The 17,144-nt window shown below is 68.9% G+C and carries 11 protein-coding genes; 8 read left to right on the top strand and 3 right to left on the bottom strand.

Going from position 1 to position 17,144, the window contains the following annotated elements:
- Window positions 1-120: 120 nt before the first annotated feature.
- From ACUZ2Y_RS12840 to ACUZ2Y_RS12820, 5 genes are all read left to right on the top strand, one after another.
- On the top strand, window positions 121-1,665 hold the full coding sequence (locus tag ACUZ2Y_RS12840) for a TIGR02677 family protein (RefSeq protein WP_476330367.1): 1,545 nt from the start codon (window positions 121-123) through the stop codon (window positions 1,663-1,665).
- Complete coding sequence (locus ACUZ2Y_RS12835) at window positions 1,662-2,852, top strand: TIGR02678 family protein (RefSeq protein WP_476330366.1); 1,191 nt, start codon at window positions 1,662-1,664, stop codon at window positions 2,850-2,852. The genes ACUZ2Y_RS12840 and ACUZ2Y_RS12835 overlap by 4 nt, the downstream gene beginning before the upstream one ends.
- Entirely contained in the window at window positions 2,849-6,937 is a 4,089-nt protein-coding gene (locus tag ACUZ2Y_RS12830) for a TIGR02680 family protein (protein WP_476330363.1), read from the top strand. The genes ACUZ2Y_RS12835 and ACUZ2Y_RS12830 overlap by 4 nt, the downstream gene beginning before the upstream one ends.
- Window positions 6,934-8,199: a TIGR02679 family protein gene (locus ACUZ2Y_RS12825; protein WP_476330361.1), complete on the top strand. Its 1,266-nt coding sequence runs from the start codon at window positions 6,934-6,936 to the stop codon at window positions 8,197-8,199. Before ACUZ2Y_RS12830 ends, ACUZ2Y_RS12825 begins: the two co-directional genes overlap by 4 nt.
- Window positions 8,200-8,781: 582 nt before the next feature.
- Window positions 8,782-9,156, top strand: coding sequence for a PH domain-containing protein (locus ACUZ2Y_RS12820; RefSeq protein ID WP_476330358.1), 375 nt, complete (start codon window positions 8,782-8,784; stop codon window positions 9,154-9,156).
- Here ACUZ2Y_RS12820 and ACUZ2Y_RS12815 read toward each other — a convergent pair.
- Window positions 9,153-9,578 (bottom strand): OsmC family protein, encoded by a 426-nt coding sequence (locus ACUZ2Y_RS12815; protein ID WP_476330355.1) that lies wholly within the window; start codon window positions 9,576-9,578, stop codon window positions 9,153-9,155. The two genes, ACUZ2Y_RS12820 and ACUZ2Y_RS12815, sit on opposite strands and share 4 nt — an antisense overlap.
- 278 nt (window positions 9,579-9,856) lie before the next feature.
- Here ACUZ2Y_RS12815 and ACUZ2Y_RS12810 point away from each other — a divergent pair, with 278 nt between their 5' ends.
- Window positions 9,857-10,285 carry an acyl-CoA dehydrogenase family protein gene (locus tag ACUZ2Y_RS12810; protein WP_476330353.1) on the top strand — a complete coding sequence of 143 codons (429 nt, stop codon included), beginning with the start codon at window positions 9,857-9,859 and terminating at the stop codon, window positions 10,283-10,285.
- Window positions 10,286-10,348: 63 nt separating this feature from the next.
- Entirely contained in the window at window positions 10,349-11,530 is a 1,182-nt protein-coding gene (locus ACUZ2Y_RS12805; protein ID WP_476330350.1) for a cytochrome P450, read from the top strand.
- 2 nt (window positions 11,531-11,532) lie between these two features.
- Here ACUZ2Y_RS12805 and ACUZ2Y_RS12800 read toward each other — a convergent pair whose 3' ends face one another.
- Together ACUZ2Y_RS12800 and ACUZ2Y_RS12795 are read right to left on the bottom strand one after the other, a co-directional pair.
- Window positions 11,533-12,624 carry a hypothetical protein gene (locus ACUZ2Y_RS12800; protein ID WP_476330347.1) on the bottom strand — a complete coding sequence of 364 codons (1,092 nt, stop codon included), beginning with the start codon at window positions 12,622-12,624 and terminating at the stop codon, window positions 11,533-11,535.
- A gap of 12 nt (window positions 12,625-12,636) precedes the next feature.
- Entirely contained in the window at window positions 12,637-13,257 is a 621-nt protein-coding gene (locus ACUZ2Y_RS12795) for an MmpS family transport accessory protein (protein WP_476330345.1), read from the bottom strand.
- Between the two features lie 771 nt (window positions 13,258-14,028).
- Between ACUZ2Y_RS12795 and ACUZ2Y_RS12790 the strand changes: the two genes are divergently transcribed.
- The gene (locus tag ACUZ2Y_RS12790; RefSeq protein ID WP_476330343.1) at window positions 14,029-17,085 is read left to right on the top strand and encodes a cupredoxin domain-containing protein; all 3,057 of its coding nucleotides are present in this window, start codon (window positions 14,029-14,031) and stop codon (window positions 17,083-17,085) included.
- Window positions 17,086-17,144 lie beyond the last annotated feature (59 nt).

The following is a 17,144-nucleotide window of genomic DNA, read 5'->3' as shown; positions in this document are numbered from 1 at the left end:
GCTGCCCAAACGAATCCACCGTACCAACGTGGAGCCATCCTGGTACGGGTATACCGCGGGTCAGCCCGTGGGCCGACCAGGGCTGGGAGGGCCGTCGGTGTATACCCCACAATGGGTGCCATGACCGCGCAAGGCGCAGACACGAGTCAGCCGTTCGCCCACCTGAGCGCACCCAACGCCGAGATCTACCGCGCCGTGCTCCGGACCTTCGCCCGCGCCCGTGACCGGTTCATCGTTCACCTGCGTCCCGAGGATGTCGCCGCCGAACTCGGCGGCGGCGACCCCGCTCAGGTCGGATCGGCGCTGGACCAGCTCGTCGACTGGGGAAACCTGCGCTCGGACCCGGACACCGGCCGGGTCACCACGGTCGCCGATTTCCACCGCGCCCGCTACCTCTACCAGTTGACCCCGCGCGGGCAGGCGGCCGAGGACGCCATCGCCGTCTACGAGGAAGCGATCGGCAAACGCGGTGCGCTGCAATCGGTTGCCCTGGCCGACATCGCCGTCCAGCTGCGCGCTTTCGCCGAGCTGGCAGCCACCGATCCGGCGGCTCTTGACCCGGCCAAGGTGCACTTTCTCCTACTCGGTCTCGCCGAGCGGTTCAGCGGCCTGGCCGACAATGCCCAGGCGTTCATGGCCTCCTTGCGGCGGGTGATCGACTTCGCCGACGGCGACGTGGAGGCCTTCGTCGCCTATAAGCAGCGCCTCATCGACTACATCAACCGGTTCATCGCCGACCTCGCCAACCGTGGGGCGGAGATCGCCACCCTCCTCGGACAGATCGCCGTCGACGATGTCGACCGCCTGCTCGGCGTCGCGGCGCGGCGTGAGGCGGTCGACGCGGCACCCGACCACGAACTGGCGACGGAGGACTACACCAGGGTCCTGGACGGCTGGCGCAACCGGTGGAGGGGCCTGCGCGATTGGTTCGTCTCGGCTGGTTCAGGCCATCCGTCGCAGGCCCGGCTGCTGCGAGGTGCGGCGGTCAGCGCGATCACCCAGCTCATCGACACCGTTGCGGCGCTCAACGAGCGACGGTCCGGCCGTTCCGACCGGTCGGCCGACTTCCGAACGCTGGCACGCTGGTTCGCCGAAGTTCCCGACGACGACTCGGCGCACCGGTTGTGGCGGGCGGCGTTCGGCCTCAACTCCGCCCGACACATGACGGTCACGCCTGCCACCCTCACCGACTGGCAGGAGATCGAGCCAACCCCCAACACCCCATGGGCGGACGCGCCCGCCGTGCACATCAGCCCGCAGCTGCGTCGCACCGGCACCTATGAGCGGAGAGGGCGGCCGTCGCAGGTCGCTGACCGCGGTGAACAGCGCCGGGCACTTGAGGCATTGGCCGCCCGGGAGGCCGAAGAGGTAGCCGAGGCGCGCCGCCGGCTGGCCACCGACGGCCCGGTCCGCCTGTCCGACCTGGACGTGCTCGACGCCCGCGCGTTCCGACTGTTCCTCGGTCTGCTCGGCGACGCACTTTCCGCTCGGTTGCCCGGTGACACCGAGGTCAAGACCACCACCAGCGACGGCACGATGGAGATCCGTCTGTCGCTGGTCGCCGCCGGCGGCGTGGTCGACATCGACACGGAGGACGGTGTGCTGCGCGGACCGGAACACCTCATCGACATCGTCGACCTGACTCGGCCGCGAGTGCTCACATGACGACGGCATTCACCGACGAGCAGGCGGTGCAGCGCCGCAAAGCCTTGCGGGCGCTGCTGATCCGGCCCCTGCTGGTGTCGGGCAAGGACGACGAGATGATCCGCCTCGTTCGCAGACACGCGACCGAGTTGCGGCACTGGCTCGCGCAGGAGACCGGGTGGCGCCTGCAGGTCGACGGCGACTCGGTGCGCCTGTTCAAGACCGCGCCCGCCGACACGGACGGCACGCATCCGGCTCGGGACGGCGCCACCAAGCCGGCGTTCGGCCGACGCCGGTATGTGCTGCTCTGTCTGGCGCTGGCCGTGCTGGGACGCGCCGACGCCCAGATCACGCTCGGCAGACTGGCTGAGGGCGTGCTCACGGCAGCCGCCGAGCCGGACCTGGTCGACACGAGGATCTCCTTCACCCTCAGCCGCCGGGACGAGCGGTCGGATCTGGTCGCTGTGGTTCGCCTGCTGCTGAACTGGGGTGTGCTCGACCGGGTCGCGGGCGAGGAGGACGCCTACCTCTCCGCCAACGGTGACGTGCTCTACGACGTCCGCCGCCGCGTGCTGGCCGCGATGCTCACCGGGCAGCGCGGGCCGTCGACCGTGACCGCGACCAGCGTGGACCAGCGGATCGCGGACCTGACGCACGAACTGGTGCCCGACACCGACGAACTCCGCAACCGCGCCATGCGCCACCGGCTGACCTGTAAGCTGCTCGACGATCCCGTCGTGTACTACGACGATCTCGCCGCCGACGAGCGTGCCTATCTGGTCAGCCAGCGCCACGCGATCACCCGCCGCATCACCGAGGCCACCGGACTGGTGGCGGAGCTGCGCGCCGAGGGCATCGCCATGGTGGACGCCGACGACGAGCTGACTGACGTGCGGATGCCCGAGCAGCGCACCGACGGCCACGTCACACTTCTGGTCGCCGAATACCTGGCGCGCGACAACGCGCCGACCCCGCTCGACGATCTGCGCGTCTACGTGCGAAAACTCGCGGCCAAGCACGTGAGCTTCTGGCGCAAGGGCGTCACCGAACCCGGAGCCGAAGACGAACTGCTCGACGTCGCGTTGGGTAAGCTTCGCGCGCTGCGGCTGGTGAAAGACCTGCCAGGTGTGGTCGTCCCGCTTCCCGCGATCACTCGATACGCCGTCGACGAGCCCACGATCCGCTCCGCAAAAGGGGACAAGAAGTGAACCCGACTCCCCGGATCGCGCGGTGGCAGCCCCTGCGCACCGGCCTGGTGGACCTGTTCTACTACGACATCGAGGAATTCCACTTCCACGACGGCCGACTTCTGTTGCGCGGCAACAACGGCACGGGCAAGTCGAAGGTCCTCGCGCTGACTCTGCCGTTCCTGCTCGACGGTGACCTGTCGCCGCACCGGGTCGAACCGGACGGCGACCGCAACAAGCGCATGGAGTGGAACCTCTTGCTCGGCGGCAAACACCCGAACAGCGAGCGGCTCGGCTACACCTGGCTGGAGTTCGGCAGGCTTCTGCCCGACGGCACGGCCGAGTACCGCACGATCGGCTGCGGACTCAAGGCGGTCGCGGGTCGAGGCATCGCGCGGCACTGGTATTTCATGACATCGCAACGCATCGGCGACCAACTCTCGCTGCTCAGCCCAACCCGGGTGGCGCTGACCAGGGAACGGCTCAAGGACGCCGTCGACGGGCACGGAATGGTCTACGACACCGCCACCGATTATCGGCGCGCGGTGGACGAAGCGCTGTTCGGCCTTGGTGCGCACCGGTATGAGGCGCTGGTCAACCTGCTGATCCAGTTGCGCCAGCCGCAGCTGTCGAAGCGGCCCGACGAGAAGTTGTTGTCCCGCGCGTTGACCGAGGCCCTGCCGCCGCTGGACCAGTCATTGGTCACGACCGTGGCCGACGCGTTTCGAGGTCTCGAAGAGGAACGCGAAGCGCTGCGCGGGCTTGGTGAGGCGAAGACGGCCGCCGAGGCGTTCCTGACGCACTACCGCCGCTACGCCAGGATTGCCGCCCGCCGCCGCAGTCTCCCGCCTCGTCAGGCGCACAGCCGCTACGAAACGCTGAATACCGAGCTCACCAAGGCCGACACGGACTTCCATGCTGCTGAGACAGCGCTGCGCGCGGCGGAGGTGGCGCTGGTCGACCTCGCCGCCGAACGCGGCAGACTCGTGGCTCGCCAGGAAGCGCTCAACGACAGCCCGGAGATGACCGACGCCAAGCGGCTCGACGCGGCCCGCCTGGAAGCCGAAAGCCTGGAACGCACGGCGGGAAAGCGCGACAGCGACCGAGCCGCGGCGGCTGGCACCGTGCTGGGCAAGGAAAGCAAGGTCGAGCGCGAGCGAGACGCCGCTCATACCGACCAGACGACGCTCGACGTGGCACGAGCCGCCGCCGAACGGTGCGCGGAACTTGCGATGGTGCGCGGCGCCCATGCCGACGTCATGGCCGAGTTCGTCCAGGATGCTCCGCCGTACGCCGCCGCGGGCCGGGCTGGGGACACTGTGGTGGACAAGCAGATCCAGGCCGTGTCGGAGCTGGACCGGCTGTTGGAGTCGGTGGCCGCGGCCGAAGCCGAGCTGCGTCGCGCTCGCGAAGCCGTCGATCGGCTCACCGGTGAGAACCAGCAGGCCATGGAACGCATCGCCGAGTTCGAAGGCCGCCTCGCTGATGCGGGGGCGCACTTGATCCAGGCGTGTTCGGCCTACCTGGCAGAAGCGACCGGCTTCATTCTGTCCGATGTGGACACGGTGCTCGGAGAGCTGGAAGCCTGGACGGACAGTCTTGACGGCGCGAACCCGGTCACCGCGGCTGTCGATCGCGCCGTCTCCCTCGCGACGGTGGACCTGGGCAGTCGCCAGGCTGAGACAAGGGCGCGGTCGGCGACTGTGGATGCCGAGATCGGAGTGGTCACCGACGAAATCGACCGACTCGAATCCGGCGGCCACGACGCGCCACCCGCCCCGTGCACCCGTGCAGTCGAAAGCAGGCTGGGACGGCCAGGAGCTCCACTGTGGAGGGTGGTGGACTTCGCTCCGGGCGTGAGCCACACGGACCGCGCGGGTATCGAGGCGGCGATGGAAGCCGCGGGCATCCTCGATGCCTGGGTAACCCCGGACGGCCGGCTGTTGGACGCCGATGACACCACGGTCGTCGCTGGGGAAGCGGTCCAGGGCACCGCGTTGGCCTCCGTCCTGGTCCCCGCGATCGACTCGGCCGACGAACACGCGGCCACCCTCAGCGAGGCAGGCATCAACGCTGTGCTGCGCGCCATCGGACTCGGCCCAACCGGGTCGACGTGGGTCGACGCCGATGGCCGGTTCACCATCGGCGTGCTTTCCGGCGCGTGGCACAAGGATTCGGCGATCTATATCGGTGAGGGTGCGCGCGAGGCCGCCCGCCGCGCCCGGCTGGCGCACCTGCGGACCGAACAGGACCGACTTCGCCAGGTGCGGGCCCAGTTGACCGATACGGCGGCCGAGTTGGTCCGGCTCATGGAAGCTCTCATGGCCGAACACAAGGCACTTCCCGGTGATGAGGATCTGCGCGAAGCCCACACCCGATTGGCGGGCGCACATCAGGTCAAACGCGGCATCGACGAGAACCTGGCGGCCGCACTTGTGGTCGTTTCCGAGAAGTCCGAGCGGGCGCGGGTCGAGCGCGAGCGCTCAGAGGAGTTCGCGGGCGATGTAGGTCTGCCCACCGATCGGGACGCGCTGCGCGTCGTTCGCGCGGCGGTGGCCGACTACCGGGTCGCGCTCGCCGAGCTGTGGCCCGCGGCCAGGGCCGCCCACCGTGCGGCCCTGGCTGTCGCCGAGGCGGAATCCGAACTCGCGGAGGCTGTCGAGAAACAGCTGGCCGTCACTGAGGAAGCCGCCGAAGCGCGGGAACGCGCGGTCGCGGCGGCCGAACGGCTAGCGGTCCTGCGGGAGTCGGCGGGCGCGGGCGTCGAGCGCCTCCACGCCGAACTCGCCGCCGTGAAGCGAGCCCTCGCCGGCTGCGAAGCGGACGCGGTCACCCTGCGGACCAAGGAGAAGCAGTCGGCCGACAACCGCGGCAAGGCCGATGGGCGGCGAGAAACCCTGCGCGAGAACATCGGCGCGGTGGTGGCTGAACGCGACCGCGCGGTCTCCGACCTGCGCGAGTTCGCCGCGACCGGCCTGCTCGCCACCGCGTTGCCGGACCTTGAGGTGCCCGACCCGCGGACCGAGTGGGCGCCCACGCCGACGGTCGTCCTGGCGCGGGCGATCAATGCCGCCCTGGAGGATGTGGATGACGCGGACCGGCCGTGGGAACTCATCCAGCAGCGCGTGTCCAACGAGCACAAGCTGCTCACTGACGCGCTCTTGCGCCACGGCCACTCCGTCGGCCTGACTGTCCACAGTGGTGTCATGCTCGTCGACGTGCGGTTCCAAGGCCGCGATCAGGACATCCCGACCCTGGTCGACGCGCTCACCATGGAAACCGACCAGCGCACGAACCTGTTGTCCGCCAAGGAACGGGAGATCCTGGAGAACCACCTCGTCAACGAGGTCGCGGGTACCCTCCAGGAACTCATCACCGGCGCCGAGGACCAGGTCCGCCGCATCAACGCCGACCTGGAGGCCCGCCCCACCTCGACCGGCATGCGACTGCGCTTGCGGTGGCGCACAGCCAAAGGCGCGCCCGAAGGCCTCGACCGCGTGCGAGATCGGCTGTTGCGCCAGACCGCCGACGCCTGGGGCCAGGACGACCGCGCACTCGTCGGCGCGTTCCTCCAGGAGCAGATCAACCGCGAACACACCACGGATGACGGTGGGGGCTGGGTCGACCAGCTCACCAGGGCGCTGGATTACCGGTCGTGGCACGAGTTCGCGATCCAGCGCTACCAAGACGGCCAATGGCGTCCGGCGGCAGGCCCCGCGTCCGGCGGCGAACGCGTGCTGGCCGCGTCGCTCCCACTGTTCGCCGCTGCGTCGTCGTTCTACAGCTCCGCGGGCAACCCGCACGCGCCCCGTCTGATCGCCCTGGACGAGGCTTTCGCCGGCGTCGACGATGATTCACGGGCCAAGTGTCTCGGTCTGCTCGCATCCTTCGACTTGGACGTGGTGATGACCAGCGAACGAGAGTGGGGCTGTTACCCGCAGGTCCCCGGCCTGGCCATCGCCCAACTCGCCCGCCGCGACGGCATTGACGCGGTCCTGGTCACCCCGTGGCGCTGGAACGGCCGCGAGCGGGTGGAAGTCACGCGCCCAGTGCCGCACGTGCCGAGCCTGGACACCGGTTCGGTGAGCGGAACTCTCTTCGAATGACCGACGTCGACCGCCTGCGCAGGCTGCTGGGCAAGCCCGAACTCGCCTGGCTGCTCACCCGCCTGCGGAAGCGCCTGGAGTCCGGCAGGCCGCTGACCGGCGTCGTGACCCTGCCGAAGGCGAACCCGGACGAGCGCAGGGCGGTGGAACTGCTCTTGGGTCGCCGAGCGGGCGGGGGAACGTCGGTCTCGGTCTCCCTGGATGACCTGGACGCGTTGCTGCGCACCAATGGCGCCGCCCCAAGCCTCGCCCACGCCGTGCGGGCGGTGGTGGGCGACATCCCGGACCGTGTGGGCCAGGAGGCAGCCGACCGAGCGGCCTGGACTGTCGCTCTTGCCCCCGCCGACGACCTGGCCGAACGCCGCCACCTTCTACAGCCCTGGCGAGACTGGCTGACATCGACCGGCATCGTCCGCAGACTCAAACCTTCCGCGGCCGACGCGGCCGACCTCGTCGCCCACGCCGTGTGCGTGATCGACGATCTTCCGTCCTCGGGTGTCGCACTGGGCGTCCTCGCGGCCCGCCACACCAACGACGCCCACGCCCTCGACGACGGCACCCCACTGGCGACCCTGGTCCTCGCCGCCGCCCGCGTGCTGGACGGAAACCCGCCCACCGGCACCGCCCAGGCAGCCGACCGCCGCGCCGCCTGGGCAGCGGTGGGCGTCCACCGCGACGAACTGTCGTCCACCGTCCTCTGTCTCGGCCTACTCGGCGGCACCGACTCCCTCGTGGCGTGCATGCTCGGATTGGCACGCGAGGCGGGAGAGCCCTGTGTCCTCACCCTGCGCCAACTCGGCCGCGAACCGATTCTCGGCGTCGGCGCGCGGCGCGTCTGGATCTGCGAGAACCCGATCGTCCTCGCTACCGCCGCCGACGAACTGGGCGCCGACTGCCCGCCCCTGGTCTGCCTCAACGGCCAGCCGTCAACCGCGGTGATCAAACTCCTCGAACTACTCGCCCGCGACGGCGCGACCTTCACCTACCACGGCGACTTCGACTGGGGCGGAGTCCGAATAGCCAACCGCCTGACCCAGCACTTCCCTTGGCGCCCTTGGCGTTTCGACACTGCGGCGTACAACGACGCGCTTGGGCGATTGGCGGGCCAGGCCTTGGCGGGCCGTCCTGCGGTCGCCGTGTGGGATGCCGACCTGTCCCCACGCATGGCCGAGGCGGGTCGCCAGATCCAGGAGGAACTCCTCCTCCCAGACCTGATCACCGACCTCGCCGAGGCCCGTTCAACCAGCCCGCGATCCGGCTAACCGTGCATCGATCCAGAGATTGTCCAAAGTTTGATGCTCAATCTTTGGGCAGACGGATGCTGGACCGAGGCTCGCTGGTCGGTCGGCAGGCCCTACGCGACAAAAAAGATGGCTACTCGCCACCAGGCGCCGCGCGCCATCCTGCCCGCTCGGCCACGCTCGCCGAATCCAGCCGATGTCGCACACCTCCAGATCTGGCATTTGGTACCCACCAGATCTGGCGTTTAGTCCCCTCCAGATCTGGCGTTTACCTCCCACCAAATCTGGTTTTCTACCCACAGCGCCTGCTCGTGCGCATCCCAGTGCATCCGCACGACCGCGTGTTGGCGTGCGTACCGAGCACCACGCGCGTAGGCGCCGGGGCCTACGGCCTTTGCCAAGTCGCCTGGATCGAGGTCGGGGAGGTCCGAACGCATTCGGAAAGATAGTGACGCGCCCCGTGGCCCGCCCGGTCGGGTTCGTCGGAGCGATCGCGGTTGGTGCGCCGAATCCGGGCCGGTTAGTGCAGAGGGCGAGGAGTGCTCGCCTGCGTGTGACGCGGTTGCGGGTCTGATGAGCCCGGCCTTGACCTAACATGGCTGCATGATCGACTTTGAGAAGAGCTCGGTGTTCAGGCTGTCCCCCTGCGACCCGAGGGACATCGCTCCCTCGGTCGCCCCGATCATCATCGCCGGGGAGGAGATCGTCCTCTGCTTCAAAGGCGCCCGGGACTTCGTCGTGTTCACCAACAAGCGGCTGATCGCGGTGAACGTTCAGGGGATCACCGGGAAGAAGCGGGACTTCACTTCCCTGCCCTACAGCAAGATCCAGGCGTTCTCCATTGAGACCGCCGGCACCTTCGACCTCGACGCGGAGCTTGATCTGTGGTTCAGCGGGCTCGGCAATGTGCGTCTGGAGTTCAAGGGGCGGGCCGACATCCGCCAGATCGGCCACATGATCGCGTCTTACGTGCTCTAGCGGACCTCGATGTGGACCGGCGTGCCCGCCTCGACGGTGCGGCTGACGGTGCACAGGCGGTCGTGGGACTGCTTGGCGGCCCGGGGGAGGGCTTCTCGGGCGGAGTCGCCTTCCGGGCCTTCCGGGAAACGGACTGTGAAGGTGACTTCGAGGTTGTCCATGTGGTTGCCGCGCTCGGGGTCGCGGAGTTTGTCGCCGGTGGTGGTGATGGTGAAGGTGGTGGGTTCGGCTCGGCGGCTCGTGATGTAGTCGACGTCGATCGCGGTGCAGCCGCCGATGGCGGCGAGCAGGAGTTCCACGGGGGTGAAGTCGGTGTCTTCGCCTTCGCCGATGGTGAGGGTGCCGCCGCGGGCGTTCGTGACCTCGTAGCGGCCAAGGCTGACCCGGTCGATGGATACCGTGCGCTTGGTGTCGTCGCTCATGTCGTCCTTCCGGATGATCGTCTCGACTCACTCTACGGTGGGCGGCGTCATGGGCTGGTCACCGTCGTGGTGCCTGCTTTCAACTGGGCGGCTTGGACGTAGGGCGCCGCCGGGCTCAGTTGGAGCCAGTTGGGCAGGCCGCGGACGATCCAGCGGGTGCCGGTAAGGCTCAGCGCGCCGGTTTTGGCCGCGTCACGACGTGGTCCTGGAGGACGTGTTCGTGCCCGCGGACAAGATCGCCGGGAGACGGCCGTACGGGGAGTTCGGGGTGCCCGCTGATGGCCGCGGCCATCCACTTCGCCCCGGTCGTTGCCGCGACCTACTACGGGATCGCCGCGGGGGCCCGGGATGTGGCCGTGAACGCCGCCTCACCGCAAGCGCGGCGGCAGGTGGGCCTCATGGACGCGCACTTGCGGGAGGCGTGGTGGTCGCTGCTGGGGGCCATCGAGGAACTGGGTGACGACTACGGCGCTGAACCGGCGGTCCTCGCCACCGTGATGACCGCGAAGCGGCACGTGGTCACCTCCGCTATCGCGGTGGTGGACCTGGCGATGGACATCATGGGTGGCCGGGCGTACTTCCGCCGGTTCCCGATCGAGCGTGCCTACCGCGACGTCCGGGCCGGGCGGTTCCACCCGCTCACCCCGGAGGCGACCCTGAACTACGTGGGGAAACTGACGCTGGGCGACCCCGGCGTCACCCAGTGACGTCACATCTCGGGCGGGTGCGGCGATGTAGTCGGCGTGCCGTTGTCCGGGAGAGAGGCGTCCATGATCACCGTTGCCGAGAGTGTGTTCGCCGCCCAGTTCGATTCGCCGATGACGTTGGGGCGCAAGCTGGCCGCGCTCGGGCGGGAGCTGCCGGTGGTGTTCGACCAGCGGATGGGTGCGCCGTTGGTGTTGCGCCACAAGGATGTCTCGGCCGCCCTGCGCGACACCGGGACGTTCGGCACCCAGTTCTACGGCATGGGGCCGATGGCCGCCTCGATGATCGCGCACGACGGGGCCGAGCACACCCGGCAGCGCCGGATCCACAACCGGTTCTTCAGCCCGGGGGTGAGTCGGCGCTACGAGGAGCGGATCGTTCCCATCGCTGTGCGCACGTTCGGGTCCCTCAAGGGTGACCGGGCCGAGTTGGTCGAGGACGCCATCGCGCGGTATCCGATGGAGGTGTTCCTGGAGCTGCTGGGGATTCCGGACGACGTCGGCGACCAGGGGCTGGCGTGGGTGCGGACGATCGTGAGCTGGCTCGGCTCACCGATGGAGGAAGCGCTTGCGGCACCGGGGATGCGGGCGTACCAGGAGCTCAGCGACTACACGCGGACGCTGGTCGAGGCGGAGCTGGCCAACCCGAGGGACAACCTGCTCGGCGAGATCACCCGGGCGCACCTCGACGAGGACCAGTTCTCGCTGGAGGCGTGTGTCGTCGCCGTGGTAGGACTGGTTCTGGGTGGGTTCGAGACGACCATCCAGATGATGACGGCGACCATCAGCTCGCTGCTGCTCAACCCCGACGCCCTCGACCAGGTGCGCGCGGACCGGTCGCTGATCGAGCCCGCCATCGATGAGGCGTTCCGCTGGGCCAACCCGTCCGCGGGGCTGTATCGGTTGGTACTGAAGGACGTCGAGATCGCGGGGACGCCGATCGCGGCCGGCAGCATGGCCTACTTCTGTATCGCCGCCGCGCATTACGACGAGGACGCGTTCCCGGATCCGGAGGTGTTCGACGTGCGCCTGCGACCCGCCCAGCTCGGGTTCGGGCTGGGACCGCACTACTGCGTGGGCGCGCCGCTGGCCAGGATCGAGGTCCGGGCCGCCGTCGACGCGTTGCTCGACGGCTGCCCCGGGTTGCGGCTCGATCCTGGCCAGGAGCTGACGTTCCGTTATGGCGCAAGGGGTTTCGTCCAGCACGGTACGGACGCCGTGCCGGTGGTGTGGTCACCCCGGGCATGAGGTCACCGCTTCACGACGGGGACGGGGATCCGCAGCTGCCGCCACTGCAGGCCCAGCCGGGACGCCCCGGCGGGGGCCGAGCGGCGCAGGGCGATGGTCCGGGCGGCTTGGGCGGCCACCAGGGCGATCAGCAGGGCGGCCAGCACGATGGGTCCGTAAGACAGGCCGCGGGCGGCGGTGGTCAGCGGGACCGCGCTGCCCGTCGCCCGGTTGGAGGAGGCCGCGTCGCCCTGTCCGGCCAGGCCGAACTGGGGAACGGGGCTGTTGCCCGCTGGGGCGGTGAGGACGGCGACGGCTTCGGGCGGCAGGCCGAGCCCCGGGGCCCTGGTCTTCCACTCGACCGGGTACTCCAAGGCCTGGTTCGCGCCTCCCGGCGAACCGGCCGGATGCTCCGGCGCGACACCGGGCGGCACGGCGGGGCCCGACTCGTGATACGACGGCGAGGCACCTGGTGTGCTTGGGGCGCCTGGCTTTCCGGGGCCGGGGCGGACTGTGGTCGTCGGCGCCGGGCCGGGGGCCGGGTTGTTGGGTGGCGGGGTGCCCGGGCTCCCGCCCGTGGCGGTGCCCGCCACCTCGCCGACGACTCCGCAGGTCTGGGCGATCGTGCTCCACACCGTCGGTAGCAGGGTGCCGATGACGGGGGAGAGGACCGGCAGTCCCAACAGCTGCGTGGTGACCGCGTTGGCGATCACGTCGCCGTTGATCATCGCCTGGCCGGTGTCGGGCACCGCGCCGATGGGGATCGGCGGCAGGGTGGACCACACCTGCCTGAACAGGATCCGGGTCACGCCGAGCGGGTCGAGTGGGGCCAGGGCGGCGAGGATGGGCGGTTCGACGGCTGAGGGCCGCAGCGCGATGGGCTGGCCGGGCACGCCGACCACGCGGGCCGAGCAGCTCTCCAGCACGACCGTCTCGGCCGCTGACGAGACGCCCGCGCCCATCAGGACACCGCCGGACACCATGGCGACAAGGCTCAGCAGCACGCCGAACCGCCGGGCACGCACGGGCACGGACGACGCGGCCGTCTCGGTGCCGCCCAGCCGCGGGTCGGGCGACAGTTGAGCTCTACCGCGTGAACGCGACAGGTACCGCATGTCCGTGCTCCCTTACTTCGGGTTGGGGCGGATCACCGCGGAGCAGGCCACGTTGGAGTACTGGCCGGGTGCCACACCCTGGTTGACTACTTGGCCGTCGACGCTGACCGAGCAGGAGATCGAGTCCGCGTCGGCGTTGGCCGCGAGGAGTTGCGCGATGCCGATGCCGGGGCCGACGGTGATCTGGACTTCCTTGCGCCACGGCAGGTCCACGCCCTCGACCTTCTCGGTCTGGGCGGTCCCGTCGACGACGTACCGGATCTCCGGCGACTTGCCGACGCCGCTGACCTCATAGACGACCGTGTGGGTGCTTTTCGGCAGCACGGCCTGCCGGTCGCGGATCTGCTCCTCCGGTTCCGGCTCGCCGTCGAACGCGCCGGTGAGCACGAGGACGGCGACGAAAAGCGCGGCCACGCCCAGCAGCCAGGGCAGCCACCACGTCTTTTCCGCGAGCTTTCGCGATTTCGTCGGCGGCGGGCTCACCGTGGAATCCGAGTCCGCGGCTTTCATTTCGGACTCCTCGGACTCATCCGTTGCGGCCGCCATGGATTCCGTGGTTCCGGTGGTTTTCGCGGGTTCCCTGTCGACGTCGTCCTCGACGACATCGACTGCCTTCGCTTGGGTCTCACTCACGACTTGGGTCCTCCCTGGGCGACGGCCGAAACGACTGGTCGGATGGTGGCACGCGGGATCTGGGCTTGGCTAGAGGGGCCTATCTCACAGGGCTATCGATTAACATTCAAGCAATCTTTCGTCCAGTCGATCACGCGGTCGGCGGCCGGGCGGGACATTTGCCCAGCTTAAGGCTCCTCTCAGGTCTCTCTTAGAAGTCTCTCAGGTGGCTCTCAGGTGTCGCCTGCGGCGAAAAATCGCATTGTCAGGTCGATAACCGCACAGTCAAATACCCGTCATCTGGTACTGGTCGGTCATTTATCACTGTGACTCTGAACTGCGGAAACAATGCCGGTTAGCGCGCATCCGACCCGCCGCGAGAGTCGGGTCAACAATTGTTCGATCAGGTGGAAAGTGGGCTGATAATTCTTGCGCTCACCCGCCTGGCGGAGGTCGAGTGATCGGAAGATCGTCTCGTGTTAACAAACCAGAGATTAACCGGACATCCTTCATTGCGGTACTTGGTCCCACTTCTCCGGGATTCCTGAGAAGGCGGTACCGTTCACCCCCAGGAGCTCGCAATGGCAGACCTCCGGCCCGCTGCCCGGTCAATTCGTCGACACGATTCGCACGGCAAGGACCCACCGAAAGGCACCCCTGTGCCCCAGTGAGTTCTCGTCGTGTCTTTGTCGATCGGCAGAGGCAGCAATTCGCACCACCTCCCCGGTTCGGGTAGCGCGATCTCACCCTGCGCGGGATCGCGCTGCCCGAACCCGATAAGAAGGGAATGGCATGCGCTCGTCGCGTCACTATTCGCCGCGGATGTTCCCGTCCGGGAGGGGCGCCCCGCGCCGCTCCCGGACGACCCGGTTCATCGCCGCGTCGTCAGTCCTCGCGCTCGGCATCCTGGGCGCCGCGGTCCCGTCCCCTGCCCTGGCGGCGACCCACTCGGTGACTATGCAGAACCTGCAGTACAACCCGGCGTCGATGACCGTCGCCGTCGGGGACACCGTCACCTGGTCCAATTCGGACTCGGTGATCCACAGCGTGACGGGCGGACCGCTCGCGTCGCCGGACCTCGGTCCGGGAGCGTCCTACTCGTTCACCTTCACCGGCCCGGGCACCGTCGACTACCGGTGCAAGTTCCACCCCGACATGGTGGGCCGGGTCGTCGTCGAGAGTGGTGGCCCCTCGCCCACCACGACCACGGCGCCCCCGACCAGCTCGACGTCCACAACGGCGCCGACGGCCACCCAGCCTCCGACGGCGACCCCGCCGCCCGGTGGCGGCGGCGGCACCGCGACCAGCGCCCCCGGCGGTGCCCCGGTCGGCGTCGGACCGCTGCCGGTGTCGTTCGACCTGACCGACGCCAACGGCTCCTGGTTCGACACGAACATCAACCTGGGCCCGTCGATCGGCCAGTCGCTCGCCGTGGCGGTCCTGCCGCGCGTCAACCTCGGCTCCGTGCTCAACGGGGTCCCGTCGGTGAACCCGTCGGGCATCCCGCTGCTCGGTGGCGGCGGTCTGCCGGACGTGGGCGGCCTGCTGCCCGGTGTCGGCGGCGGCGCGCTCCCGGGTCTGCCTGACCTCGGCGCCGGCCTGCCGGGCTTGCCCGGTGGCGGTCTGCCGGGCCTGCCGGGTCTCCCCGGTGGCGGCGGCGGAGCCCTGCCGGGCCTGCCGGATGTCGGCGGCCTGCTCCCGGGCCTCGGCGGCGGTCTCCCGGGCACGGGTGACATCCCGCTGCTCGGCGGCGGCAGCCTCCCGCTGCTGGACGGCACCACCGTCCCGCTGCTCGGCGGCGGCCTCCTGGCCGGTCTCGACGCGGCCAAGACGCTGAACCTGGACAACATCACCCAGGTCAACAGCGTGCTCGGCAAGGGCGGCCTGCCGTTGCTCGGCGACCTCGGGGTCGACCCGAACTCGCTGTTCAACCTCGACGCCATGCGTCAGGCGATCTTCCAGTTGCTCCCCACGGGCGACCAGCGGATCAGCAAGGCGAACTCGCTGCTCGACCAGCTGACCAGCCAGGTGCGGGCCCTCCCGGCCGACGCCCCGATCTCGCTGGACAGCCTGCCGGTCGGCCCCGAGCTGGAGGACCTGCTCGAAGACCTCCGGACCTTCGCCGAGAACGACGTCCAGCTGCCGGTCACGGTGAACTTCAACATCGCCAACCCGGACGCCGAGTCGGCGCACACGCCCACGAGCCTCATCTGGCCCGAGGGCGCCAAGGGCTTCCCGGCGGACGTGCCGGGCGCCTTCGTCGGTGCGACGAGCTACCAGCTCACCGAGCCCGGTCTGTACGCGTTCACCTGCAAGATCCACCCGTACATGCTGGGTGCGATCGTGGTGGACGACCCGCTCACGCTCGGCCTTGACTTCGGCAAGAAGCTCGGCGTCAACGCTCGCGGTCTGAGCGTCCCGTCGAACGCCGACATCATCGCCCAGCTGGTGCAGAAGTTCTTCGTCATCACGGTGGAGAGCAACTGGCAGACCTTCAGCGACACCGAGGAGCGGACCTGGAACCCGCAGTTCCCGCCCGCCCCGATCCTGATGTACGACGACAAGGGCAGGCCGGAACTGGTCCCCAGCCTCGACTCGTACCTCAAGAGCAAGTTCGGCTTCCCGAAGAAGCTGCCCGCCCTGGGCAAGAAGCCGTCCGTGCCCGGTGTCGGTGACGTCTGGATCGCGACCCAGATGGAGGAGTACGCGGAGAAGACCAAGACCGGCTCGATCACCAAGGTCGACACCGCGAGCTGGAACGTCGAGCAGAAGATCTCCGCACCGGAGATCAACCAGAACAACATCCACAACATGTGGACGGACAAGAACGAGACTGTCCTCTACGGCAATGAGTGGTTCGGCGATGAGATGAACACCTACGATCTCAAGACCGGCAAGTTCATCCGCCAGCTCGAAGTCGGCCCCGACCCGTCGCACGTGATGAGCCGGACCGACACCGACCAGCTCCACGTGGCCATCAACGGCGGTGGCTCCGTCCTGGAGATCGCGCCGGGCGGCACCCGGATCGATCGACGTCTTCCGGTTCAGGCGCCGGGCGGCAAGATCGCCCACCCGCACGCCCACTGGATGACCGGTGACGCCAAGATCATGGCGACGCCGAACGTCAACACCAACAACGCGACCCTGGTCGACATCCCGACCGGCAACATCAGGCACGAGAAGACCGGCGAGATGCCGATCGCCACGGGCATGACGCCGGACGGCAAGAAGACGTACATGGCCGACTTCCTCGGCGCGACCGTCTCGTGTATCTCCAACTACGAAGACGCCTGTGTCGACGGCAGTGCGAAGTCCAAGCACAAGAGCATCAACCTGTGGGGCAGCTACGACCCGGTGGCGGGTGGTACCGGACCGTTCGGCGGTCTGCCCATCCAGCTTCCCGTGTCGCCGGACAACTCGGCGCTCCTGGTGGCGAACACGTTGACGTCCAACATCACCGTGATCGACCCCAAGACCGACGAGATCGTCAAGTGGCTGCCGTGTGACGCCGGATGTCACGGCATCAACTACGGGGCGAAGAAGGGCGGCGGCTACTACGCCTACGTCTCCAGCAAGTTCGCCAACACGCTGGCCGTGGTCGACCCCGACCCGAACGGCGACGGCAGCCCCGCCGACGCCGAGGTGGTCGGCAAGTTCGTCCTCGACGGCAACGCGGGCACCAAGAACGACGGAACCATCACCAAGTGGGCCGGTTTCGGCGGACAGGGCGTTCTCGCCATTCCGCTGGCCTACGAGGGTTGGGTCCAGAACGCGCCCAGCAACGCGGTCAACGACCAGTTGACCTGCCGTCAGCGGCACCCGGTCACCTACGCGACCGATTGTTCATAACCGCCGGATAGCGGGTCGGGGAGCCGTAGCCGGACGGCTCCCCGACCCACCGGTCGACG

It is taken from the genome of Actinokineospora sp. UV203 (genome assembly GCF_056323665.1).
Note: the sequence above shows the minus strand (reverse complement) of the source record. Positions and strands in the feature narration are given on the sequence as shown.